This is a genomic window from Paenibacillus sacheonensis (genome assembly GCF_009909195.1).
Lineage (GTDB): Bacteria > Bacillota > Bacilli > Paenibacillales > Paenibacillaceae > Paenibacillus_Z > Paenibacillus_Z sacheonensis.
In genome coordinates this window covers 1-21,674 of sequence record NZ_JAAAMU010000004.1, presented here as the reverse complement: position 1 = coordinate 21,674, position 21,674 = coordinate 1, and the positions used below count along the sequence as shown (strand labels likewise).

Here is a 21,674-nt window from a genome sequence, read left to right as displayed (position 1 = left end):
GATCATCAACTCCCTATCGGCAGAAGGCCTAGTACGGTTTCAACGATGACGCTGATAATCGGAACGGCCATGACGAGAATGAGAATTTTTCCCGCAAACTCGATCTTGGATGCGATGCTCTCCTGACCGGCATCCCGGACGATCTGGGAACCGAATTCCGCGATGTACGCAATTCCGATGATCTTGAGCACGGTCTTCAAATAAATGGACGGTATGCCGGAACGGTCCGCGAGCTGTTCCAGCACGCCGATGACCGTTTCGATTTTGCCGATGACATACAGGAAAATGAACAATCCCGTGAAAGTCGCGAGCAGGAAGGCGAACATCGGCTTCTGTTCGCGGACGACGAGCGTGAGCACGGTTGCGACGAGGCCAAGGCCGACGATCTGGATGATTTCCATGCTTATTCACCTGCCTTGCCTAAAGCGTCTGATGCGGCTTGGTTTAGGCGTACAACCGTAGGACTGGACATGCAGCATTCCGCTGAATTCGCCGTTGTCATTGAAACAGGAAGATCGTTTTGATCTCTTGAAACAGGTCGTTCAAGAGCCGGATGACCATAAACAAGACGACGACGAAGCCGATCAGCGTTACCCATTGCGCCATGTCTTCTTTGCCCATCTGCTTCAGCACGGTATGGATCATGGCCGTGATGATGCCGATTCCGGCAATTTGGAAAATAGCGCTGACATCAATGTTCATGCTTCCGGCACCCCACTAAAGAATCAAAATGACGATCAGCGCGGCCGTGAGAACTCCTAAGCTTCGCCACATTTTCACGTACCGCACGCCATCCTGCCGCGCCGTGTCTTCCTCGAATTTCAGCTGCTGCACGGCAAGCTTCAGATGCTTCATCTGATCCTCGCGATCGCTGATGCCGAGGTTATGGCCGAGGCGGACAAGCGCCGCCTGCTCCGGCTGCCGCATGGCCGTGTGCGGCCAAGCGTCCATAACCGCGGCTTCCCAGCTTTCCCTGAAGGTGAGCTCCCCGCCTTCCGCGAGCCGTTCGTTCACGGCTCTGAGCAGCGAGGCCGCCGGTTCCGGCACATGCGCCGCGCACCTGGCGACCGCTTCCGGCAGCGGCGTGAAGCCGTAGCCGATTTCGGTTTCCAGCCGCTGCAGCGCATGGATAAGCTGGCGGATCTGTTTCGGGCGCGCGGCGTAGCGAGCGGCTTGCTGCCAGCCGATCATGGTGCCGGCGAAGAGAATTAGCGCCGCTCCGATGAGTTTAACCATAGCCCCCGCCTCCCTTCAGCGATGTAGGCTCGCGGGCGGCGGGCGCTCGAAAGGCGGATGAAGCCTGGAACACCTGGCCAGCCAGGCCGCCGGCCGTGCGCTGGAGCTGGGCGCAAAGCTGGAATGCGCCTGCCGCAAGCAGTCTCCCGATAACGGGCCTGGCGCGAGCATCTTCGAGATCGATCGCGTGCGCGGTCGCGATGACCGCTACGCCCGCATGGCTCGCATCCAGGATGGCGGCTGCGTCCTCTTCGCGGCCAATCTCGTCCACGATCAGAATCTCCGGCGACATGGAACGAAGCATCATCATCATGCCTTCCGCCTTGGGACAGGCGTCCAGCACGTCGGTTCTCGGCCCGACGTCGAAGGTCGGCACGCCCCTGACGCAGGCGGCAATCTCCGAACGCTCGTCGACGATGCCGACCTTCCGCCCCGGCCACCCGGCTGCCGATGGATGCCCCCATGCACCGCTGCTTGCCGCCCGGGCCAAATCCCGCACCAGCGTCGTCTTGCCCTGCTGCGGCGGTGCAAGAACCAGCGTGGAGTGTACCGTCCGCCGCTTATGATCCAGCAGCTTAGGCAGCAGACTTCCGGCCGCGCCGATGACTTCGCGCGCGATCCGCACGTTGAATGCCGCGATATCGCGTATCCCTCTTACGCTCCCGCCTTCGAGCACGGTCCTTCCGGCCAAGCCGATCCGATGGCCGCCGGCGACGGTAATGTAGCCTCGCTTCAATTCTTCTTCCATCGCGTACAACGAATGGTTCGTCACCCGCTCCAGCATCTTGCGGCAGACTTCCGGCGACGGCTTGTACGCTTCGTCAGGACGCGAGAGCGGCTGTCCTGCCGGCGATAGGAACCAAAACCCGCCGGACGTTCCGATCTCCAGCGGCCGGCTTTCGCGAATGCGGATTTCTTCCAATTCGTCTTTCAGTCGCTCTGGCAAACGGCTCATCACTTCGGCAAGCTCGGCAGGCAGCAAATGCTGCACTCCTTTAAGCATCCGGCATTCCTCCCGGCTTTGTTTGTCGGCTGTGTGGATGGCGACCTTGCTAGTTTCATAGAAGGATGGATTGTCCATCTTTGTTCCCATTGTATGCGGACATGCTGCCGCTTATGCCTAATCTACTTCTTCAGCGCGCCTATCAAAATGCACGCTACGCCTCCGACGATCCACAACATCTTGCCGTATGACAGTTTGTCCGACAGTCCCACGAGCCCGATCGTCGTCGTGGAAATGAGCACGAGCGGCCCCACCAGAGCCAGCGAGGAATTCACGACAAGCGCCTTGTCGATCTGATTCAGCCGCAGCATAAGGAGCGCCGCCATGATTTCGAGCGTACCGGAGAACATTCGAAGCGTCGCCATGCTGAGGACGATTTTATTAAGCATCCTTATCCCTCTCTTCCTATGTTTCCGAATCCTTTCTTCGCATCCATAGCAAATAGACTCGCTTGTACAGCCTATGCGTGCTTGTCTCTCTTTCATTCTTATAAATATAGGCGGTTACCCGACACCCGCGGCACCGACCCTGGGCGAACTGCATATATTGCTCGGGTAACAAGGAAACGAATGGATAGCGAGGAGATCGAATGAAATCAATTTCTCAGGCGGCTTGGCCTGCGGCTCTGCAGGATCCGAGCGGTCAACGTGAACTGTCCGGCAGACCCGATAACGGGATGGGATCGACGCAAGTACGCGGGCAAACGATGGTGATCGACAAAGGACTGGGACGGCATGCGTTCTCCGATTTGATGGAAACCGCGGGCGGCTACATCGATTGCGTTAAGTTCGGTTTCGGAACCGCCCCCCTCTATCCAACGGACCTGCTGCTTGCCAAAATCGAGCTGGCCAAACGCTGCGGCCTGTCCGTCATGCCCGGAGGCACGCTGCTGGAAACGGCCGTTCAGCAAAACGTCGTGCCTGCCTTCTTCCGCACGGTGTGCAGAATGGGCTTTAATGGCATCGAAGTGTCCGACGGTACGATCGAGTTGAACCGGAGGCTCCGCACCGAACTGATTCAAGAAGGCGTTCGGAACGGGCTTCGGGTCGTCACGGAATACGGGAAGAAGCTGACCGGATCGCTAGTGGATGCGAACGAGCTGCTGCAGACGGCTTTGGCCGATTGGGAAGCCGGCGCGGAAATGGTGACGATCGAGGCGCGGGAATCCGGCGTCGGCGTCGGCCTGTTCGACGGCAACGGCGACTGCGCGCAAAGCGTGCTCGACTCCGTCAGCCATACGCTTGGCGATGTCAGTCGGATCATGTGGGAGACGCCGCTGAAGCAGCAGCAGGTGCAGATGCTCAAATCGTTCGGCGCGGAAGCGAATCTCGGCAATATCCAGCCGTCCGAGGTGCTGTCCCTGGAAACGATGCGGCGCGGCCTTCGTTCGGATACGTTTCACTTTGGGGAGCGGGTAGAGCCGTTTGTGTATATGATTTAAAGGTTTGGCGAAAAGCTGGCTCCGCCGGGCGGATACGTCTTCCGATCGCTGTTGTACCCCTGAATCTTTGAATTGGAGTTCCATTAGGTGAAATTCGGGGTACAAAGGCGAACGCTGCCGCTTCTTCAGACTGTTTCCGCCTGCTTCGCCGTAAGCGCAAAATTTGAAATCCTATACATGGGATTTAGTATAAGGAAGGAAGCGTAACACGCATGCAAATCGAAGTCATATCCAGCGTCAACGAGGCGCAAGCCGATCGGTTCACCCATCGGACCGTCATCGTCATCGACGTGCTTCGGGCGACCAGCACGATCGTCGCCGCTCTTGAAGCGGGCGCTGCTAGCATTCTGCCTGTCGAAACCGTACTGGAAGCTCGGGCGCTGCAATGCGGCGAGCATGTGCTGGCGGGAGAACGGTTCTGCCGCAAAATCCCCGGATTCGATTTGGGCAATTCTCCGGAAGAATTTACGCCCGCCGCCGTTGGCGGCAAGCGCGTCGTATTGACGACCACGAACGGCACCCGTGCGCTGCATAAAGCGATGCGCGCGGATTACGTGCTGGCCGGTTCGCTCAACAACGCTGCCGCCTGCGCGGCCGCCGCTGCCGAGCTGCGCCGGGACATCGTGCTGCTGTGCGCGGGAAGCCACAATGAGTTTGCGCTGGAAGACGGACTCTGCGCAGGTCTACTCATTAGCGAGCTTCGGCGCATCAGCCCCACCGTCATCGAAATGAACGATCTCGGAGCGGCAATGCTGGGCTATTATAGAAGCAGCGGCGAGCGGCTGCGCGACATGCTGCTCGGAAGCACGACCGGTCGCAAGCTCATTAAGAACGGCAATGCGCGGGATGTGGATCATTGCTGCCGGATCAATACCAGCAGCATCGTTCCGCGGCTGCAGGGCGATTCGCTCTGCCAGACATAACGGGGAGGCTTGTTCCATACAATGGTAGTACGAACGCTCCATCTCTCGTGGAGGCGGTGACGACCATTGAAGGAGTCAAGAAGCATGAGCGGGGAAGTTGTACTTGTCATTCTGATCATTATCGGGTTAATCGGCCGGTCCCCGATTATTTCCACGGCGGGCTGCGTGCTGCTGATCGTGAAGCTGATTCATCTGGAGCGGTTTCTGCCGACCATCGAACGGAGAGGGCTCGAGCTCGGGCTGCTGTTCTTAACGTTCAGCGTGCTCGTCCCCTTCGCTTCCGAGCGGATCGGCTCCAAGGACATCATCGCCGTCGTCACCTCATGGCCGGGCATTCTTGCCTTGTCCGGAGGCGCGATCGCCACCTTCGTGAACGGGAAAGGGCTTGAAATGCTGAAGCTCGATCCGCAGCTGATCGTCGGCTTGGTGATCGGCTCGATCTTCGGCATCGTCTTCCTGAAGGGCATTCCCGTCGGGCCGCTTATGGCGGCGGGCATAACCGCTATCCTGTTCAAGCTGTTCAGCTTTATCGGCAGCCGCTTCTTCTAGCGCTGCCCTGACGGCTGCAGCATGCCCGCCGTACGAGCTTGGACGACAACCGCCAAAGGCCGAAAGCGAACAACGATAAGTCCAGCTAGATTATAACGTCATAGCGAGCAATGCAGGGCTATGTCTACAAAGTGAGCAGGACGATAAAGAAAAAGAAGCCTCTCGACGCATCGGCTGCGGTTGAGAGGCTTCTTTGAATTAAACGGGATAGCGTTGTTCAAGGTCGCGCCGATGCGCGACTTCTTAACGACGATCCTGCGGACCGCCGACGAATGCCTGTTCCGCCGTATCGAGGCCGTATGCGCTGTGAAGCGCGCGAACGACAGCCTGCGCAGGCTCAGCCGCAATGATCACGGACAAGCGAATTTCGGAGGTCGTCACCATCTTGATGCTGATGCCCAGGTCATAGATCGCTTTGAACATTTTCGCTGCGACGCCCGGATTGCTGACCATGCCCGCTCCCACGATGGATACTTTCACGAGGTTCTCTTCCGAAGTGACTTCGCGATAAGGCACGTCGCCGCGGATGCTCTCTACAACGGCAATCGCTCTGTCTTTATCCGATAACGAGACCGTGAAGGCAAAATCGGCTTTGCCTTCCATCGTTCCGCTCTGAACGATGATATCCACGTCGATGCCGCTGGAGGCAAGCGCGCCGAATACGTTAGCCAACACGCCCGGAACGTCTTCTACACCCAAAATACTGATACGTGCTACGTTTTTGTCATATGCGATGCCGCGAACGACCATTCCCTGCTCCATGACCGCTTCCTCCTTTACACTCGTGCCTTCGTTTTGCGTAAAGCTGGAACGGACTACGAGCTTTACGTTATAATTCTTCGCGTATTCGACCGCGCGCGGATGAAGCACCGCAGCGCCCAGGTTAGCAAGCTCCAGCATTTCGTCGTACGAAATCTCATCCAGCTTGCGCGCGCATTTGACGATTCGCGGGTCGGTGGAGTAAATGCCGTCGACATCCGTATAGATCTCGCAGACATCGGCTTTGATCGCCGCCGCAAGCGCCACGGCCGTCGTATCGGAACCGCCGCGTCCGAGCGTCGTGATCTCGCCGCCATCCGTTGCGCCTTGGAAGCCGGCGACGATCACCGCATAACCGCTTTCGATCGCCTCGAAAATCCGTTTCGGCTCAATGTCCGTTATCCGCGCTTTCCCGTGCACGTCTTCCGTCTCGATGCCTGCTTGCCAGCCCGTGAGCGACTTGGCTTTGAAGCCGAGCGAATCAATCGTCATCGATAACAGCGCAACCGATATTTGTTCGCCAACCGTCAGCAGCATATCCATCTCGCGTGCCGGCGGATTCGCGTTAAGAAGCTTGGATTGATCGATTAGTTCGTCTGTCGTATCCCCCATGGCCGATACAACGACGACTACATCGTTGCCGGCCTCTCTATAATCGGCAATTCGTCTTGCAACCCGCTGCATCCGCTCTGTCGAGCCCACGGAACTGCCGCCGAACTTCATTACTATCAACGACACCGCTCATCCACTCCCCAACGAAAGTTCTAGTGTAAAAGTCTTAGGTTGTAATGTTTCATCAAAACAAGATTATAGCATACACGCCATGTTTTGAATACGACAAAAACCGCCCGGCGCTAGTCGCCGAGCGGTTTTTTGGGTGCTTGCACATGGCCGAGACTATGCGCGGGAGATGTAATGTCCGTCGCGCGTATCGATCAGAAGCACGTCGCCTTCGTTGATGAACAGCGGCACTTGAACGTTCAGGCCCGTCTCGAGCGTTGCGTTCTTCGTCGCGCCTTGCGCCGTGTTGCCTTTTACGCCCGGCTCGGTTTCCGTTACTTTCAGATCCACGCTGTTCGGCAGTTGGATGCCGAGGATTTCGGTGTTGTAGCTGGAGATGTTTACCGTCATGTTTTCTTTCAGGAAGTTGATCTCCCACTCCAGTTGTTTCTTCTCGAGCGTGAATTGATCGTACGTCTCGTTATCCATGAAGGAATATTCCGAACCGGAATTGTACAGGTATTGAACCGCGCGGTTCTCGATGTTCGCTTTGCCGATGTTCTCGCCGGCACGGAACGTTCTTTCGACCGTGTTGCCGTTGCGAAGGTTTTTAAGCTTGGAACGCACGAATGCCGCGCCTTTGCCCGGTTTAACGTGTTGAAAATCGATGACGGTGAAGATATCGCCGTCTACTTCGACGGTAACGCCTGTTTTAAAATCATTTACTGAAATCACTGCAGATTCCTCCTAAAGTAGTTGCCCTAAGCTTCAACGCATCGCGGGCGAGATTTTATAAGTTTCACTCATTCCAAAATGAATAAGGTCTTCGGAGATGAGGTTAACAACGAGTTGCCGGTTGCCGTTATGACGATGTCGTCCTCGATTCGAACGCCGCCGAAGCCCGGCAGATAGATGCCCGGCTCGACCGTAACGGTCATGCCCGGCTCCAGGACGGTCGTGCCGCCGATCGAGAGCCGCGGGGCTTCATGGATTTCCATGCCGAGGCCATGTCCGGTTCCGTGGCCGAATTTATCGCCAAAGCCATGCTTCGTGATAATGTCGCGCGCGAGCGCGTCGGCTTCCTTGCCCGTCATGCCGGGTTTGATGCCCGCCAGCGCAGCAAGCTGCGCTTCCAGAACGATTTCGTAAATTTGGCGGTGGCGGTCGGTCGGTTTGCCGACGACGACGGTACGCGTCAAATCCGAGCAGTACCCATTGTAATACGCACCGAAATCAAGCTTCACGAATTCGTTGCTGCCGATGACCCGTTCGCTTGCGACGCCGTGCGGAAGCGCGGATCGTTCGCCTGAAGCGACGATCGTGTCGAACGACGACGAGGTCGCTCCCCTGCTTCGCATGAACATTTCCATCTCCAGCGCGACTTCGCGTTCGCGAAGGCCAGGCTTGATGAAGGTGAGCATGTGCTGGAACGTATCGTCCGCCAGCTTGCAGGCATCCCGCATGATCGCCAGCTCGGACTCGTCCTTGTACAGCCTCAGCTCTTCGATCACGCCGGAAACGGGCACTAACTCGACCGCATCTCCAAGCGTCGACTTCCATGCGGTATACTCGCTGAACACGACGGTATCCTGCTCGAAGGCCAGCCTCTTGATGCCTGCGGAAACGGCTAGTTCTTTGACGGTGTCGATCCACTTCGGCGCATGCTGCACGACGGCGAAATCGACCGCCTGCTCGGGAGCCTGCGTCATATAGCGGAAATCGGTCAACAACCAGCTGTCCTTCTGCGAGACGAGCAGAACGCCGGACGAACCGGTAAAAGCGCTTATGTACCTGCGGTTCACGGCATTGGTGACCAGAAACGCGTCGACGCCGATCTGCTGCAGCTTCTCCCGTAATCCCGCAATACGTGTAGTCGTCATACACTCACCCTTTCCTTAAGACGGCTAACAAGGTTCGGGCCGCATAATCCATCGCCGGTCATGGCGAAGGATCATGCAGCCTTCGCACGGCGTCAGCCGTTCGGTTCGTTATCTTTCAAATGCTGCGCGAGCGCGGTTAAGCCAAGCACGTAGCTTTGCGCGCCGAACCCGGCGATTTGGCCGAGGGCCACCGGTGCAATGACGGAAACATGGCGGAACGCTTCCCGCTTATGAATGTTCGAGATGTGCACTTCGATGACAGGCAAACCTACGGTGCTGAACGCATCGCGCAGGGCATAGCTGTAGTGCGTAAATGCCCCTGGATTGATGACGATGCCGTCTTCTTTCCCGTAGGCCTCATGAATCCGGTCGATCAGAGCACCTTCATGATTGGATTGAAAGAAGGAAATGCGGACCCCTAACTCATCCGCCGTCTTCTTGAGCAGCGACTCAATCGCTTCCAGCGACATCGAGCCATAAACGCCTGGCTCGCGAATGCCGAGCATGTTGAGATTCGGTCCGTTTAATACAAGTATCGAAGTCATGGAGAATCCTCCCGGCGCATAGATCATTAGCCATTCTACCACAAAGACCTATGCTTTGAGAAGTGCCGGGGAGCCTCCGCTCCTAGTGCGCGCCGATCGGTTCCCGGGACGCTTCATCGGTATATTCGAAGGCAATCGTGTATCCGATAAACAGGCCCCATACAAGAAACAACGCGCATTCGGTAAAATTCGTATCGTAACCGATCTTGGTGACCGGTTCGAACAGGCCCATCGCCGGTCCTGCCATCACGAACAGGATGATCCACCAGAACAGGCCATAGAACAACCCCGCCCACGGTCCCCTGAACCTGCCGAGCACGGCCTTGTACAATAAGGCCGCGATAATCGAGAATACGATGAAGAAAGCGAGTCCCAGCAAATGTCCCCATGCCGTCTTCAGGAACGACTGCCGGAAGAACGGATCCGCCATAAAGCCCGGGAGCACTTTCGTGAAATGGATCAAGTACAGGAGCCAGCGCATCACCCCCCAAATCAAGCCGGCAAAGAAACCCAGCTGCAGGCAGTACCAGAACGGATTCGTATTGGTCGTTCCGTTATATTCCGTGCGGTTTTCCTTGCGTTTGCGGTCTTTTAATGTTTTGCGCACCGTCATTCCTCCGTTACGTTCATTGACCTCTCTATCCTTCGTTTAGTATGCACAAAGGTCGAATCCCCAAATCAACGCCAGCCGGATCTGAGAAAGGATCCCGCTCGCAATGTCTTGTATAATCAAGTACAATAGGATAGAGATCGTTCATAGAGAATCTATACTGATGCCAATATTGAAGGATGGTGATTCGCCCTTGTCGCAAAGCACGCAAAATATTTACGGCGGACAAGCCGTCATTGAGGGCGTCATGTTTGCCGGCCGCAACGCGAACGTTACTGCCGTACGCCGCAAAAATAACGAAATCAAGTTTTACGAAGTTCCTCGCAAAACGACGCCATGGATTCAAAAGCTTAAAAAAATCCCGCTCGTGCGCGGCGTCGTCGCCATACTCGAATCGAGCGCGAAAGGCTCCCAGCATTTGAACTTTTCGATGGAATCGTATGCGGAGGACGAGCTCGAAGAAGGCAAGGACGAGAGTGCAGCCGCCAAGACCGAGGAGAAAAAAGGCTGGAGCCTCAGCATGATCGTCGGCGTAGCCGTTGCGGGCATCATCTCGTTCATCGCCGGGAAACTTGTTTTCACCGTCGTACCCGCATTAATCGAACAATTGATCTTTGGACATGCGTTCAAGAATATAATAGTACACAACCTACTCGAGGGTGCGATCAAGATCTTGTTCCTGCTCTCCTACCTGTATATCATCTCGCTGACGCCGCTGATCAAGCGCCTCTTCCAATATCACGGCGCGGAGCATAAAGTCATCAGCGCGTATGAGGCCGGCGCGGAATTGACCGTCTCCAACGTTCAACGCTTTACCCGTCTTCATTATCGCTGCGGCAGCAGCTTCATCGTATTCTCCGTGCTCGTGGGCATCGTCGTGTATTCCTTCTTCCATTGGGACTCCCTGTGGGAGAGAGTTTACCTGCGCGTCCTCCTGCTCCCGGTCGTGCTCGGCTTCTCTTACGAGGCGCTTCGTCTCACGAACTCAATGCGCGAGCTGCCGGTCCTTCGTTTCCTCGGTTATCCGGGCTTGTGGCTCCAGAAGCTGACTACGAAAGAACCGACGGACGATCAGGTCGCCGTCTCCATCGCCTCGTTTAATCGCGTGCTGGAGCTGGACCGTCAAGGCGTACAATCGTAACGCAATGGTCATTACATTCAGGATTCGGGAAAGGGTGAGTGCGCCATGCCTCGTAAAATGAGTCTGCCAACCATCATCATCCTGGTGCTCGTCGTCATTGGACTTGTTTCGCAAACGATCAGCAATCCCTATCAGCTTCTCATTCCCGTCGGCGTCTTCGGCGTCATTTACTTGCTCTACAAGTTCCCGCCGGGTGCGGCCGCACGGTCAAGAACGAGGCAGCCTCGGTACAAAGCGTCGAATACGCGCAAAGATTCGCAGCCGTCCAACCGCGGCAAGACGCGCAAAAACTCACCTTTCCGCGTCATCGAAGGCGGCAAAGACGACGACGACTTACCAAAATATCATTAATGGATTGTATGCCGGCCGGCAAAACGGCCAATGCAAGAAGGGGCTTTCCCAGCGCATGGTCGCCATGCTCGCTTGGAAAGCCCCTTCTCTGTATGTACCCCTTGTTCAGCATTTCAACGGAAACGCCAGCAACCCTTAGGTCTCTTCGGTATTTAAATCGGCATGGACAGTCCTGAAGGCTTCGAGCCTCTCCGGATCCCGGCGGAAATACTCCACCAGCGTCTCGATGCACGTAATGGAATCCCAGCTTAGATGGTGCTCGATTCCTTCGACATCCTTGTAAATGTTCTCCTCCTGCACGCCGATCACGGTCAGGAACGATTCCAGCAGCTCATGGCGATCCATGAGGCGCTTGCCCATTTTCTTCCCTTTATTCGTCAGCACCAGACCCCGGTACTTCTCATAAATCAAATACTGGTCTTTATCAAGCTTCTGAATCATCTTCGTTACGGAAGAAGGATGCACTTCAAGTCCTTCCGCAATATCAGAGACGCGGGCATAGCCCTTCTCGTCGATTAATTTATAAATGCGTTCCAAATAATCCTCCATACTTGGAGTCGGCATCGTACAACCTCCATTTCACCAGCATCCCGTAAGGTACGGACTATTGTGCGCAGCAGGCCCCAGGCGTCCTAGCCCCCGCGCTTACTCTTAGTATCATACACCGCCCGCCCCTCAGCCGCAACCGCGGTGCACACTTAACTTTCCATGTTTGCGGAAGGGCTTCCGTTCTCAAACTAACGGCAAGTCCGTTATCAGCCAAGGAGGCCCGACAGGCATGAGCACTACGACGCAGGATCGTCCCAAACCGAAAAGAAAGGTGCATGATTCGTTCATCCCCGAGCTTGTTTATTTCGAACCGGCATCGCTGGATTACCCGAAAGGCCGTCAAATTATGGACTGGGTCAAATCCTTGAACATCCCGTACCGGATGACGACTTCCCATAACCGTATCATGAACCTGCCCGGCGAAACGGAGCTCGAACAATACAAAATCGCGAAGCGCACGCTCGTCGTCGGCATTCGCAAAACGTTGAAATTCGACACGTCCAAACCGTCCGCGGAATACGCAATACCGATCGCCACCGGCTGCATGGGCCACTGCCATTATTGTTACCTGCAAACGACGCTCGGCGCGAAACCGTATATCCGCGTCTACGTGAATATGGACGACATTCTAGGCGCCGCCAAAGGGTATATCGACGAGCGAATTCCCGAAATCACCCGCTTTGAGGCCGCTTGTACATCCGACCCCGTCGGACTCGAGCCCATTACGGGCAGCTTGAAGGAGCTCATTACGTTCATGGCGGACCAGGAATACGGCCGGCTTCGCTTCGTGACCAAATTCCATTACGTCGACTCTCTGCTCGATATCAAGCATAACGGGCATACGCGCATTCGGTTCAGCGTCAACGCCAAATACGTGATCAAAAATTTCGAGCCGGCCACTTCTCCGTTCGAGGAACGCATCGAGGCCGCTGCCAAGATCGCGCGCGCCGGCTATCCGCTCGGCTTCATCATTGCCCCGATCATATGGCATGAAGGTTGGCAGGACGGCTATGCCGAATTATTGTCGTCGCTGGCAGCCGCGCTCCCGAAGGACGCATCGCGCAATCTGACGTTCGAGCTTATCCAGCACCGCTTCACGAAGACCGCCAAGAACGTCATCGAGAAGCGCTACCCCCGCACGAAGCTCGAGATGGATATCGAGCAGCGCAAGTACAAATGGGGCCGCTGGGGTCAGGGCAAATACGTTTACCCCGACGAGCAGGCGCAAGCGCTCCGGATGTTCATCTCGGAGCGCATCTTTGAACATTTTGAAGATGCGAAGATTGAATACTTCACGTAGTTAGGTTCATGACCTGCGGCCGGTAAGGGTCTCCAATCGCTGTTGTAGTTCTGATTTCTTTGATTATCTAAGCAAGTAGATGTAGAAATCAGACTACAAAGGCGACCGCTGAAGCTTTTCCGACTCCTTGCCGACCTCCGGTCACAACCATACGAACTTAGAACTTCATAAATTCAGGCGTAATCGAATTCAACCAGATCGTGATCTTCGTCATTTGGTCCGTGAACAGCAGGATGCCCATGAGCAGCATGACCGCTCCGCCGATTTTCATCATGATGCCGGAATAACGCACGATCCAGCGAGTCGAGCCGATGAAGAACGCAAGCACGAAGAATGGTATGGCGAATCCAAGCGCATACGCGGTCGTCAGCTCGAACCAGGTACCCGGATGCGAGGCTGCCATCAAGAGAATGCTTGCCAGGATCGGTCCCGTGCAAGGCGACCACCCTGCTGAGAAGCCGATACCGAAAATAAACGATGCCAGATACCCTGACTTTTTGAGCCGCAGGGGCATTTTCATTTCCCTTAACAGCACTTTGGGCTGAATCAAGCCCATAAGGATGAGCCCCATGAGAATGATCAGGACCGCGGACAGCTGCCGGATCAGATCCTGGTATTTCGAGAATTGCTCCGCGAACGCGTTCGTGCCGTAGCCAAGCGTGTAATAGACGATCGAGAAACCGAGAATGAAGAACAACGTGTGGGTCATGGTGCGGATCCGTATTTCCCTGCCGGGATGCTCGCTCTTCAAATCCGCTACCGATACGCCGGTTATGTAAGATAAATACGACGGATAAAGCGGCAGGCAGCAAGGCGATATAAACGAAGCGATACCAGCCCCGAACGCTGCCCAAACCGTTACGTCAGACATGCATGAATCCCTCCACTTCTAGCTGCTTCTGCCGGTTCTTCTGAGCGAAAGCAGAAGCAGTAAAATAACGATCAGCAGCATAACGATGGTCCCGCCCGGCGCCAGATTCCAGATGCCTGCGGTGATCAAGCCGATGACGACAGCCAATTCCGCAATCACGACGACGGTTACGACGGACTGACGGAAGCTCCGCGCAATCGCAAGGCTGCAGGCCGCCGGTATCGTCAGCAACGCCGATACGAGCAGCGCGCCGACGATTTTGATGGAGACGCTGATTACAAGCGCCGTCAGTATGCTGATCATAAAATTAAAATATCGCGTTGGCAAGCCGCTGACCGCAGCCGCATCCTCGTCGAAGGTGAGCAGGAACAGCTCTTTGGCATGCAAGCCGACGGCAAGCAGCACGACGACGGTCACGCTGCCGATGAGAATCAAGTCAATGGAATCCAGCGTATAAATACTCCCGAACAGGTAGCCGCTCACGCTGACGTTGAAGCCCTTCCCCATCGTAAACAGCAGCGATGCCAGTGCCACCCCGCCGGACATGATAATCGCGATAGACAGCTCGGCGTACGTCTTATAGGCCTTGCGCAGCTTCTCGATCGCGAACGTCGCGGCGATCGCGAACACGAGTCCGACCACGACCGGATAGACCCCGATCAGAAACCCGAGGGCCACCCCGGCGATGGACACGTGCGCGAGCGTGTCCCCGATCATGGACAGCCTGCGCAGCACGAGAAACAGTCCCATCAGAGGCGCCGTTATGCCGATCAGCACGCCTCCGATCAATGCCCGTTGAAAAAATTCCAATTGTAAAATATCCAACCGCTATACGCCTACTTTCCCGCTCTCCATGGCATGACGCAGCTCGCGAAGGCTGTGCGTCAGATTCGTCTCCACACAATCCTCCAGATCGTGGGAATGCTTCACGTACAAATTGATCTTGCCTGCTTGCTGCTTCGGCTCGCGGCCCAAGTAAGAACGGATCATCTCCATGTCATGCGATACCATCAGGAACGTGATGTTATGGTGCTGATGCATATGCTTGATGAGATGGAAGAACCCTTCCTGCGTCTCCGCGTCGATGCCGACCGTCGGCTCGTCCAAGATAAGCAGCGCGGGATTATTAATGAGTGCTCGCGCTAGAAAAGCCCGCTGCTGCTGCCCCCCTGACAGCTGACCGATCCGTTTGTCGGCCAAATCCTCGATCTTCATGGCATGCAGCGCTTCTTCGCATTTGACCGCATCCGCTTTGGATACGCGTTTGAACAGCTTGTTGCGGTTATACAAGCCGGACAGCACGACCTCCCGAACCGTTGCCGGAAACAACGGGTTAAAGGAGTTCTTCTGCGGCACGTAGCCGATTCTGTCCCAATCGCGAAATTGCCCGATGGACTGGCCGAACAGCTTGATGGATCCGCTCGTTGGTTTGAGCAGCCCGACGATCATGCGCAGCATCGTCGTCTTGCCCGCGCCGTTCGAACCGATCAAACCGACGAAGTCGCGCTCCTGCACGGCAAAGGAAACGCAATCGATAACGGGCCGATTCTCGTAAGCGAATGACACGCCGTCCAGCTCGATGATCGGCGCATGGCAGAAAGACTCCGATCTCTGCATCTGTTTCTCCGCTAACATAAACTTCCCTCCCGGGCAATGCAAGCCTCTATCATTGCAGAGCCTGCACGAGATTTTTCAAATTCGCTTTCATTAAGGAGAAATAATCTTCCCCTTTGGACTCCTGCTCGGGAGTCAAGCCTTCAAGCGGGTTCAGCACCATCGTGCTGACTTTGGCCTCGTTGGCAAGCGTCTTGGCGATTTCGTCGGACACCAGCTCTTCGAAGAAGATGGTTTTGATTCCGTTCGCCTTCACGAACTTCGTGATGCGCAGCAAATCCTGCGCCTTCGGTTCCGCATCGGGCGACAACCCCATTATAGCCACTTGCTTCAGCCCGTAATCACGGGCCAAATACCCGAAGGCCTGGTGGGACGTGACGATGTCTTTGCGCGTGACGCCGGATAACGCGTCCGTGTATGCCTTGTCGAGCGCGGACAGCTTCCCTTCGAGTAGATGGAAATTCGCCTCGTAAGCTGCCTTGTGGACCGGATCGGCCGCCACGTAATAATGGAGGACCGTGCCGGCCATCACTTGCATCGACTTGGGACTCACCCATGTATGGGGGTCGACATGATTTTTGTCCGGACTTTTGTCCTCGGGATTTCCGGCTAGTTTCGTAATGCCTTGGCTTACTTCCACCGTCGTCAGCTTGGAGTCGCCCGGCAAGCCTTCCAAGAAGTCGTCTACCCAGGCTTCCAAACCTGCGCCATTATATAGAAACAACTGCGCTTTCGAAGCCGTATCCAGATCGCGGCTCTTCGGGCTCCAGTCATGCGGCTCGACGCCCGCGGGAATCATGTTGATGACATTCGCGTCCGGACCGCCGATTTGCTGAGCCAGGAAATAGAGCGGATAAAAGCTCGTCACCACGTTCATCTTCCCTTCGACCAGCTTGCTCTGGCTTGAAGAGCCGCATCCCGCGGTGATTGCAATCAAGATTACAGCCATGAACATACCGGCTGGCATACGAAATTTTGCTGCTCGAAACATGCGCGCACCCTCAATTCTATCATCCTACATAATCGTAAACATTACTATTATGATTATATAGAGGGGTATAGGCACTGTCAACAAACAACCGCCGGAGCTGCGCGCTCCGGCGGTCAAGGTTCATGCTTATTTCACAATTGCGCCGTTCGGCATGTCTTCCGGCACGGTTGCAAGCGTCAGCTGGTCGCCGTGGGAAGCCGCGAGAATCATCCCTTGCGACAGTTCGCCGCGCAGCTTAACCGGCTTGAGGTTCACGACGCAGATGACTTTGCGTCCGACCAGTTCCTCCGGCTTGTAAAATTTGGCGATGCCGGATACGACCTGGCGCTGCTCGAAGCCCATATCCAGCTGCAGCTTCAGCAGTTTATCGGCTTTCGGGATCGGCTCGGCGGCAATTACCTGCGCTACCCGAAGCTCCACCTTGCCGAATTCGTCAATGCCGATCTCCTCTTTGGCATCCGCAGGCTTTGCATCCTCAGGCGCGACAGCAGCTGAAGCGGCTTCCGCTCCTTGCAGCGCTGGATCCGATTGAACCGCTTCGGCCTCGGCCGGAGCCGCTCCGCCGTTCATGGATACGGCGATGAACGCCGTCTCTTCCGCGACGTCGAGACGCGGGAAGATCGGCTCGCCCTTCGCGACGCGCGTGCCGCCCGGCAGCTGTCCGAAGCGCTTCGTGCTCTCCCATGCGGTCAGTTCGCCTTCCGAAAGGCCCAGCTGCGCGCGGATCTTGAGCGGCGCGTTGGTCAGGAACGGCTGAAGCAGGATCGAGATGATGCGCAGCGACTCCGCCAGATGATGCATGACGGATGCGAGCTCGCCCCGCTTCTCTTCGTTCTTGGCAAGCGTCCACGGCTGCGTTTCGTCGATGTATTTGTTCGTCCGGCTGACCAGCTGCCAGATCGCCGTAAGCGCGACGGAGAACTCCATCCGCTCCATTGCCGATTCCACGAGCTCCGACGTGCTTTGGGCGAGCGAGGACAGCTTCTCGTCGAACGCGGTTACGGGACCGTCGTAACCCGGGATTTCGCCGGCGAAGTACTTGTCGATCATCGCGACGGTCCGGTTCAGCAGATTGCCGAGGTCGTTGGCCAGATCGAAGTTGATCCGCTCGACGAAGTTCTCCGGCGTGAACGTGCCGTCCGCACCGAACGGCACCTCGCGAAGCAGGTAGTACCGAAGCGCATCCAGGCCGTACCGGTCGATCAACGTTACCGGGTCCACGACATTGCCTTTGGACTTGGACATCTTGCCGTCCTTCATCAGCAGCCAGCCGTGCGCGAATACCTTCTTCGGCAGCGGCAGACCGAGCGCCATCAGCATGATCGGCCAATAAATCGTATGGAAACGAACGATCTCCTTGCCTACGAGATGAACGTCCGCAGGCCAGAACTTGTCGAAGCGGCCGCTGTCGTCCGAGCCGTAACCGAGCGCCGTGATATAGTTCGACAAGGCATCGATCCACACGTACACGACATGCTTCGGATCGCCCTTCACCTTGATGCCCCAATCGAACGTCGTGCGGGAGACCGCCAAATCTTCGAGACCCGGCTTAATGAAGTTGTTGATCATCTCGTTCTTGCGCGACTCCGGCTGGATAAACTCCGGATTCTCTTCGTAGAACTGCAGCAGACGATCGGCGTATTTGCTCATCCGGAAGAAATAGCTCTCTTCCTTTACAAGCTCCACGGGGCGTCCGCAATCCGGGCAATTGCCGTCCACCAGCTGGCGCTCCAGGAAGAACGACTCGCAAGGCGTACAGTACCAGCCTTCGTAGTTGCCCTTATAAATGTCGCCCTGCTGAAGGAGCTGATCGAAGATCGCCTCGACGACTACCTTATGGCGCTCCTGCGTCGTCCGGATGAAATCGTCGTTGGAAATGTCGAGCTTCTTCCACAGATCCTTGATCAGGACGACGATGTCGTCGACGAATTGCTGCGGCGTCTTGCCCTTCTCCGCCGCCTTGCGCTCGATCTTCTGTCCGTGCTCGTCGGTTCCCGTCAGGTACCAAACGTCGTAGCCGCGCAGCCGCTTATAGCGAGCCATGGCATCGCCCGCCACCGTCGTATACGCATGACCGATGTGAAGCTTGTCGCTCGGATAGTAAATCGGCGTCGTAATGTAAAACGCAGGTTTGGTTTCATTCGTTTCGCTCATCGAAAACACTCCTCTTTCCTGTGTCTTGGCAAGTCTCCAGAACGTTCGGACAACAAAAAAAGCCCCCGTCCGCTATGGGACGAGAGCTTGCCGCTCACGTGGTACCACCCAAATTCCTCTCTCCGTCAAGCGCTGCGCGCGAACTCGTCCGCCGCTCCGGAAGAAAGCTTCATTCGGCTCACCCTTATCGGGATGAGCAGTCGACCGGTAACGAGGTCAATCGCCGCAGCCTTGCCGCAGCCTCTGCTGCTGCTCGGAAGCGGATCTCCGGGACCATTTTCCACAAGCTGTTCCTTGCCGGTTTCCAGCTGCCCCGGCTCTCTGGTAAGGTCATCGCTCCTGTACTTATCCGTTCATCGAACCATGATATTAATAAGTAAGCTCTTGCTGAAACTATACCGAATCCTTCGATGCGCTGTCAAGGGCGCCATTCGCCTGGTTCGCCAGCTCTTCGCGCGTAGGCGGAACGAAGTCGATTCCGCCGGGATGAAACGGATGGCAGCGGCTAATCCGCCGGATCGCCAGCCAGCTGCCGCGAAGCGGTCCATGCTTGTCGATGGCTTCAAGCGCATAGGCGGAGCAGCTCGGGTAGAACCGGCATGTCGGCGGTTTGAGCGGCGATATATAACGTCGATAGGCGTGAATAGGCGCTTTGATAACCGTACGCATGTCGGTTCTCCTCTCTGCCGGAATCGGCTTCTCGCATGAAGTATTTGCTCTCTATCATGACGCAATTGAACGTCCGCGTCAATTTTCAAGCGGCTTTCAAAATAGCGACAACCGCTTTGTCGTAATTTTGCATGTTTATTGGCATGGAAACATATTATAGAGCGATTTTATTTGTGTTACCGTATACAAGTGTCGCATAATTAGAGCATGTAAAACTCTAATGATGCGCCATGAATGTAGATATCGAAGCAATCTACCCACTATTAGGAGGAATCATACTATGATCCGCGTTGCAATGCTCAGCTATTGGCATGTTCATGCCTGGGACTACACCAAACAAGTGCAAGAAAACCCGAACTCCGAGATCGTCGCCGTATGGGACGAGCTTCCGGCTCGCGGCCAAGAAGCCGCCGCTAAGCTCGGCGTATCGTTCATCGCCGATTTGGACGAGCTGCTCGCCCGTACGGACATCGATGCGGTCGTCGTCGATACGCCTACGAATATCCACCGTGACGTCATGGTGAAAGCCGCGCGCGCCGGCAAACATATTTTCACGGAAAAAGTTATCGCGCCTACGCTGCGCGAAGTCAACGAAATCGTAGCCGCCGTTCGCGAAGCAGGCGTAAAGCTGACCGTATCGCTGCCGCGCCTCAACGACCGTTATACGCTTGCGGCACAAGAAGTGCTGAACCAAGGCTTGCTCGGCGAGCTGACGCAGGCTCGCGTTCGCCTCTCCCATAACGGCGCGCTGGCCGACTGGCTGCCGCAGCATTTCTACAACCTGGAGCAATGCGGCGGTGGCGCGCTGATCGATCTTGGCTGCCATCCGATGTACCTGACCCGCCTCTTCCTGGGCATGCCGCAAACCGTAAGCGCCGCGTTCGGTTACGTAACGGGCAAAGAAGTCGAAGACAATGCGGTTGCCACGCTTCGCTACGAGAACGGCGCGATCGGCATCGTCGAAGCAGGCTTCGTGAACGCGCATTCCCCGTTCTGCGTGGAAATCCACGGCACGGAAGGCACGCTGCTGTACGGACTGCCGGATGATGTCGTTCGCGTTCGCAGCAACAAGCTGGATGCTAAGGAATGGGTAACGATCGAACAGCCGGCGCTGCGGATCTCCGCGTACGACCAATGGGTCGGCCATGTGCTGAATGGCACGGAAGCGGAAGAGAACGTTGGATTGGCAATCGATCTGACGAAGCTGATGGAAGCTGCCACGATCTCCAATGCCGAGCAGCGCGCCGTTGCTTTGTCCGAGCTTCAAAACTAGTTGAAACTGCCCAAGGAGAATAAGGAGGCATTAAACATGGCAAAGCCGTTCGCATACACATTAATGGCCGAGCGCAACGATGCGATCGACCGGCTCGATATACAGTTCCGCTGGGGCGGTTATGGGTTTCGCGTACTTCGCTGCCACTTAACCTCCTTCTCTCCCGGCAAAATCGTCCGCTTCCATAAACACTCGGAATACGAGTTCCATTTCATTCCGCGCGGCAAAGGCACGGTTATCCTGGAGGATGCGGTTTACCCGCTCCACGATGGCCTGTTCTACCTGACCGGTCCGAACGTCATTCACCAGCAGGAGGCCGACACCCGCGAAGCCATGGACGAGCTCTGCCTCCACATCGACATCGTGCCGATCAAGGAAACGGAAGCCGATGGCAATTGGGGCGATCCATGGGAGCGTCACGAAGCGGAAGCTTGCGTGCGGGCGTTGGACAATTTGCCGCTTAAGCCGCATATCGACCAATTCAATGCGATGGCATGGTTTCTGACCGCTTACCGCGCATGGAACGAAGGCCAGCCCGGCGCGTTCTCGACGATCAAGCAGGCGATCATTCAGATCTTGCTGCGCGCCGCAAGGATGTCCGCTGCGCCGAATGCCACCTTCGAACCGCCATCGCGCAATATCAACGAGCATCGGTTCCGGATCGCGACGCAGTTTATCCACGACAACTATGCGCAGCCGCTCACGCTGCAGGAAGTCGCCGAACGGATTCCGATCAGCGCGCGCCAGCTGCAGCGCGTATTCCGCGAGCAGGGCGAGGACTCCTTCACCGCTTATCTGGAGAACTATCGGCTCTCTCAGATCTGCTCGGCCATCGTCGAAGGAAGCCGGCCCATCGAGCAGATCGCGCTGGAGCACGGGTTTGCGAGCAGCAACTATTTGTACTATGTATTCAAGAAGCGGTTTAGCATGACGCCGAAGCAATTCCGAAAGAAGCACGCGGGTTCGGAAGAAGAGCTGGGTACAGCTGTTCCCGCTCACGTATAGGAACGGAGCTCCAAACTTCGTCTGCGCGAGTCCGTGCGTTACCGTTCATGCGCATCGACATAAATAGAGAAGGCCTCGGTCATGCGACCG

At 56.2% G+C, this 21,674-nt stretch carries 25 protein-coding genes; 8 read left to right on the top strand and 17 right to left on the bottom strand.

What is annotated here, in order from left to right; translation table 11 throughout:
- Positions 1-5: 5 nt before the first annotated feature.
- The 5 genes from spoIIIAD to GT003_RS07995 form a co-directional block, all read right to left on the bottom strand.
- Positions 6-401: a stage III sporulation protein AD gene (gene spoIIIAD, locus GT003_RS08015; RefSeq protein ID WP_161696288.1), complete on the bottom strand. Its 396-nt coding sequence runs from the start codon at positions 399-401 to the stop codon at positions 6-8.
- 97 nt (positions 402-498) lie between these two features.
- Positions 499-702 (bottom strand): stage III sporulation protein AC, encoded by a 204-nt coding sequence (spoIIIAC, locus tag GT003_RS08010; protein WP_161696286.1) that lies wholly within the window; start codon positions 700-702, stop codon positions 499-501.
- A gap of 15 nt (positions 703-717) precedes the next feature.
- Positions 718-1,236: a stage III sporulation protein SpoIIIAB gene (gene spoIIIAB, locus GT003_RS08005; protein WP_161696283.1), complete on the bottom strand. Its 519-nt coding sequence runs from the start codon at positions 1,234-1,236 to the stop codon at positions 718-720.
- Complete coding sequence (gene spoIIIAA, locus GT003_RS08000; protein WP_161696281.1) at positions 1,229-2,239, bottom strand: stage III sporulation protein AA; 1,011 nt, start codon at positions 2,237-2,239, stop codon at positions 1,229-1,231. The genes spoIIIAB and spoIIIAA overlap by 8 nt, the downstream gene beginning before the upstream one ends.
- Positions 2,240-2,361: 122 nt before the next feature.
- Positions 2,362-2,628: a YqhV family protein gene (locus GT003_RS07995; RefSeq protein WP_161696279.1), complete on the bottom strand. Its 267-nt coding sequence runs from the start codon at positions 2,626-2,628 to the stop codon at positions 2,362-2,364.
- A 200-nt stretch (positions 2,629-2,828) separates the two neighbouring features.
- Here GT003_RS07995 and comA point away from each other — a divergent pair, with 200 nt between their 5' ends.
- From comA to GT003_RS07980, 3 genes are all read left to right on the top strand, one after another.
- Positions 2,829-3,680, top strand: a complete 852-nt coding sequence (comA, locus tag GT003_RS07990; RefSeq protein ID WP_161696277.1) for a phosphosulfolactate synthase — start codon at positions 2,829-2,831, stop codon at positions 3,678-3,680.
- 212 nt (positions 3,681-3,892) lie between these two features.
- On the top strand, positions 3,893-4,603 hold the full coding sequence (locus GT003_RS07985) for a 2-phosphosulfolactate phosphatase (protein ID WP_161696275.1): 711 nt from the start codon (positions 3,893-3,895) through the stop codon (positions 4,601-4,603).
- An 84-nt stretch (positions 4,604-4,687) separates the two neighbouring features.
- On the top strand, positions 4,688-5,152 hold the full coding sequence (locus GT003_RS07980) for a DUF441 domain-containing protein (protein WP_161696273.1): 465 nt from the start codon (positions 4,688-4,690) through the stop codon (positions 5,150-5,152).
- A 243-nt stretch (positions 5,153-5,395) separates the two neighbouring features.
- On the opposite strand, the gene GT003_RS07975 is transcribed toward GT003_RS07980, so the two are convergent.
- The 5 genes from GT003_RS07975 to GT003_RS07955 all read right to left on the bottom strand — a co-directional run bounded on the left by GT003_RS07975 (position 5,396) and on the right by GT003_RS07955 (position 9,669).
- Positions 5,396-6,649, bottom strand: a complete 1,254-nt coding sequence (locus tag GT003_RS07975) for an aspartate kinase (RefSeq protein WP_161696271.1) — start codon at positions 6,647-6,649, stop codon at positions 5,396-5,398.
- 159 nt (positions 6,650-6,808) lie between these two features.
- Positions 6,809-7,366 (bottom strand): elongation factor P, encoded by a 558-nt coding sequence (gene efp, locus GT003_RS07970; RefSeq protein ID WP_161696269.1) that lies wholly within the window; start codon positions 7,364-7,366, stop codon positions 6,809-6,811.
- 68 nt (positions 7,367-7,434) lie between these two features.
- Positions 7,435-8,511, bottom strand: a complete 1,077-nt coding sequence (locus GT003_RS07965) for a M24 family metallopeptidase (protein ID WP_161696267.1) — start codon at positions 8,509-8,511, stop codon at positions 7,435-7,437.
- 92 nt (positions 8,512-8,603) lie between these two features.
- Positions 8,604-9,056 (bottom strand): type II 3-dehydroquinate dehydratase, encoded by a 453-nt coding sequence (gene aroQ, locus GT003_RS07960; RefSeq protein WP_161696265.1) that lies wholly within the window; start codon positions 9,054-9,056, stop codon positions 8,604-8,606.
- An 82-nt stretch (positions 9,057-9,138) separates the two neighbouring features.
- Positions 9,139-9,669 carry a YqhR family membrane protein gene (locus tag GT003_RS07955; RefSeq protein WP_161696263.1) on the bottom strand — a complete coding sequence of 177 codons (531 nt, stop codon included), beginning with the start codon at positions 9,667-9,669 and terminating at the stop codon, positions 9,139-9,141.
- A gap of 160 nt (positions 9,670-9,829) precedes the next feature.
- On the opposite strand from GT003_RS07955, the gene GT003_RS07950 reads away from it, so the two are divergent.
- On the top strand, positions 9,830-10,807 hold the full coding sequence (locus GT003_RS07950) for a DUF1385 domain-containing protein (protein WP_204798882.1): 978 nt from the start codon (positions 9,830-9,832) through the stop codon (positions 10,805-10,807).
- Positions 10,808-10,852: 45 nt separating this feature from the next.
- Positions 10,853-11,158, top strand: coding sequence for a hypothetical protein (locus GT003_RS07945; protein ID WP_239565726.1), 306 nt, complete (start codon positions 10,853-10,855; stop codon positions 11,156-11,158).
- Positions 11,159-11,293: 135 nt separating this feature from the next.
- Here GT003_RS07945 and mntR read toward each other — a convergent pair whose 3' ends face one another.
- A complete protein-coding gene (gene mntR / locus GT003_RS07940; protein WP_161696259.1) occupies positions 11,294-11,722 on the bottom strand; it encodes a transcriptional regulator MntR in 429 nt (142 codons plus the stop codon).
- A 214-nt stretch (positions 11,723-11,936) separates the two neighbouring features.
- Here mntR and splB point away from each other — a divergent pair, with 214 nt between their 5' ends.
- The gene (gene splB, locus GT003_RS07935; protein WP_161696257.1) at positions 11,937-13,007 is read left to right on the top strand and encodes a spore photoproduct lyase; all 1,071 of its coding nucleotides are present in this window, start codon (positions 11,937-11,939) and stop codon (positions 13,005-13,007) included.
- A 157-nt stretch (positions 13,008-13,164) separates the two neighbouring features.
- Here splB and GT003_RS07930 read toward each other — a convergent pair whose 3' ends face one another.
- The 6 genes from GT003_RS07930 to yidD form a co-directional block, all read right to left on the bottom strand.
- Positions 13,165-13,878, bottom strand: coding sequence for a cytochrome c biogenesis CcdA family protein (locus GT003_RS07930; protein ID WP_161696255.1), 714 nt, complete (start codon positions 13,876-13,878; stop codon positions 13,165-13,167).
- An 18-nt stretch (positions 13,879-13,896) separates the two neighbouring features.
- Complete coding sequence (locus GT003_RS07925) at positions 13,897-14,703, bottom strand: metal ABC transporter permease (RefSeq protein ID WP_161696253.1); 807 nt, start codon at positions 14,701-14,703, stop codon at positions 13,897-13,899.
- 3 nt (positions 14,704-14,706) lie between these two features.
- Positions 14,707-15,513, bottom strand: coding sequence for a metal ABC transporter ATP-binding protein (locus GT003_RS07920; RefSeq protein ID WP_239565725.1), 807 nt, complete (start codon positions 15,511-15,513; stop codon positions 14,707-14,709).
- A 31-nt stretch (positions 15,514-15,544) separates the two neighbouring features.
- A complete protein-coding gene (locus GT003_RS07915; protein ID WP_239565724.1) occupies positions 15,545-16,441 on the bottom strand; it encodes a metal ABC transporter solute-binding protein, Zn/Mn family in 897 nt (298 codons plus the stop codon).
- A 168-nt stretch (positions 16,442-16,609) separates the two neighbouring features.
- A complete protein-coding gene (gene metG, locus GT003_RS07910; RefSeq protein ID WP_161696249.1) occupies positions 16,610-18,637 on the bottom strand; it encodes a methionine--tRNA ligase in 2,028 nt (675 codons plus the stop codon).
- A gap of 393 nt (positions 18,638-19,030) precedes the next feature.
- Positions 19,031-19,306 carry a membrane protein insertion efficiency factor YidD gene (yidD, locus tag GT003_RS07905; RefSeq protein WP_161696247.1) on the bottom strand — a complete coding sequence of 92 codons (276 nt, stop codon included), beginning with the start codon at positions 19,304-19,306 and terminating at the stop codon, positions 19,031-19,033.
- 280 nt (positions 19,307-19,586) lie between these two features.
- On the opposite strand from yidD, the gene GT003_RS07900 reads away from it, so the two are divergent.
- Positions 19,587-20,579 carry a Gfo/Idh/MocA family protein gene (locus GT003_RS07900; RefSeq protein ID WP_161696245.1) on the top strand — a complete coding sequence of 331 codons (993 nt, stop codon included), beginning with the start codon at positions 19,587-19,589 and terminating at the stop codon, positions 20,577-20,579.
- A gap of 36 nt (positions 20,580-20,615) precedes the next feature.
- Complete coding sequence (locus GT003_RS07895; RefSeq protein ID WP_161696243.1) at positions 20,616-21,584, top strand: helix-turn-helix transcriptional regulator; 969 nt, start codon at positions 20,616-20,618, stop codon at positions 21,582-21,584.
- Positions 21,585-21,674 lie beyond the last annotated feature (90 nt).

Excerpts from the sequence above, each read along its gene's own strand:
- spoIIIAD (WP_161696288.1), bottom strand. The coding sequence starts at position 401 with ATGGAAATCATCCAGATCGTCGGCCTTGGCCTCGTCGCAACCGTGCTC.
- spoIIIAC (WP_161696286.1), bottom strand. The coding sequence starts at position 702 with ATGAACATTGATGTCAGCGCTATTTTCCAAATTGCCGGAATCGGCATC.
- spoIIIAB (WP_161696283.1), bottom strand. The coding sequence starts at position 1,236 with ATGGTTAAACTCATCGGAGCGGCGCTAATTCTCTTCGCCGGCACCATG.
- spoIIIAA (WP_161696281.1), bottom strand. The coding sequence starts at position 2,239 with ATGCTTAAAGGAGTGCAGCATTTGCTGCCTGCCGAGCTTGCCGAAGTG.
- GT003_RS07995 (WP_161696279.1), bottom strand. The coding sequence starts at position 2,628 with ATGCTTAATAAAATCGTCCTCAGCATGGCGACGCTTCGAATGTTCTCC.
- comA (WP_161696277.1), top strand. The coding sequence starts at position 2,829 with ATGAAATCAATTTCTCAGGCGGCTTGGCCTGCGGCTCTGCAGGATCCG.
- GT003_RS07985 (WP_161696275.1), top strand. The coding sequence starts at position 3,893 with ATGCAAATCGAAGTCATATCCAGCGTCAACGAGGCGCAAGCCGATCGG.
- GT003_RS07980 (WP_161696273.1), top strand. The coding sequence starts at position 4,688 with ATGAGCGGGGAAGTTGTACTTGTCATTCTGATCATTATCGGGTTAATC.
- GT003_RS07965 (WP_161696267.1), bottom strand. The coding sequence starts at position 8,511 with ATGACGACTACACGTATTGCGGGATTACGGGAGAAGCTGCAGCAGATC.
- aroQ (WP_161696265.1), bottom strand. The coding sequence starts at position 9,056 with ATGACTTCGATACTTGTATTAAACGGACCGAATCTCAACATGCTCGGC.
- GT003_RS07955 (WP_161696263.1), bottom strand. The coding sequence starts at position 9,669 with ATGACGGTGCGCAAAACATTAAAAGACCGCAAACGCAAGGAAAACCGC.
- GT003_RS07950 (WP_204798882.1), top strand. The coding sequence starts at position 9,830 with ATGCCAATATTGAAGGATGGTGATTCGCCCTTGTCGCAAAGCACGCAA.
- GT003_RS07945 (WP_239565726.1), top strand. The coding sequence starts at position 10,853 with ATGCCTCGTAAAATGAGTCTGCCAACCATCATCATCCTGGTGCTCGTC.
- mntR (WP_161696259.1), bottom strand. The coding sequence starts at position 11,722 with ATGCCGACTCCAAGTATGGAGGATTATTTGGAACGCATTTATAAATTA.
- splB (WP_161696257.1), top strand. The coding sequence starts at position 11,937 with ATGAGCACTACGACGCAGGATCGTCCCAAACCGAAAAGAAAGGTGCAT.
- GT003_RS07930 (WP_161696255.1), bottom strand. The coding sequence starts at position 13,878 with ATGTCTGACGTAACGGTTTGGGCAGCGTTCGGGGCTGGTATCGCTTCG.
- GT003_RS07920 (WP_239565725.1), bottom strand. The coding sequence starts at position 15,513 with ATGTTAGCGGAGAAACAGATGCAGAGATCGGAGTCTTTCTGCCATGCG.
- GT003_RS07915 (WP_239565724.1), bottom strand. The coding sequence starts at position 16,441 with ATGGCTGTAATCTTGATTGCAATCACCGCGGGATGCGGCTCTTCAAGC.
- metG (WP_161696249.1), bottom strand. The coding sequence starts at position 18,637 with ATGAGCGAAACGAATGAAACCAAACCTGCGTTTTACATTACGACGCCG.
- yidD (WP_161696247.1), bottom strand. The coding sequence starts at position 19,306 with ATGCGTACGGTTATCAAAGCGCCTATTCACGCCTATCGACGTTATATA.
- GT003_RS07900 (WP_161696245.1), top strand. The coding sequence starts at position 19,587 with ATGATCCGCGTTGCAATGCTCAGCTATTGGCATGTTCATGCCTGGGAC.
- GT003_RS07895 (WP_161696243.1), top strand. The coding sequence starts at position 20,616 with ATGGCAAAGCCGTTCGCATACACATTAATGGCCGAGCGCAACGATGCG.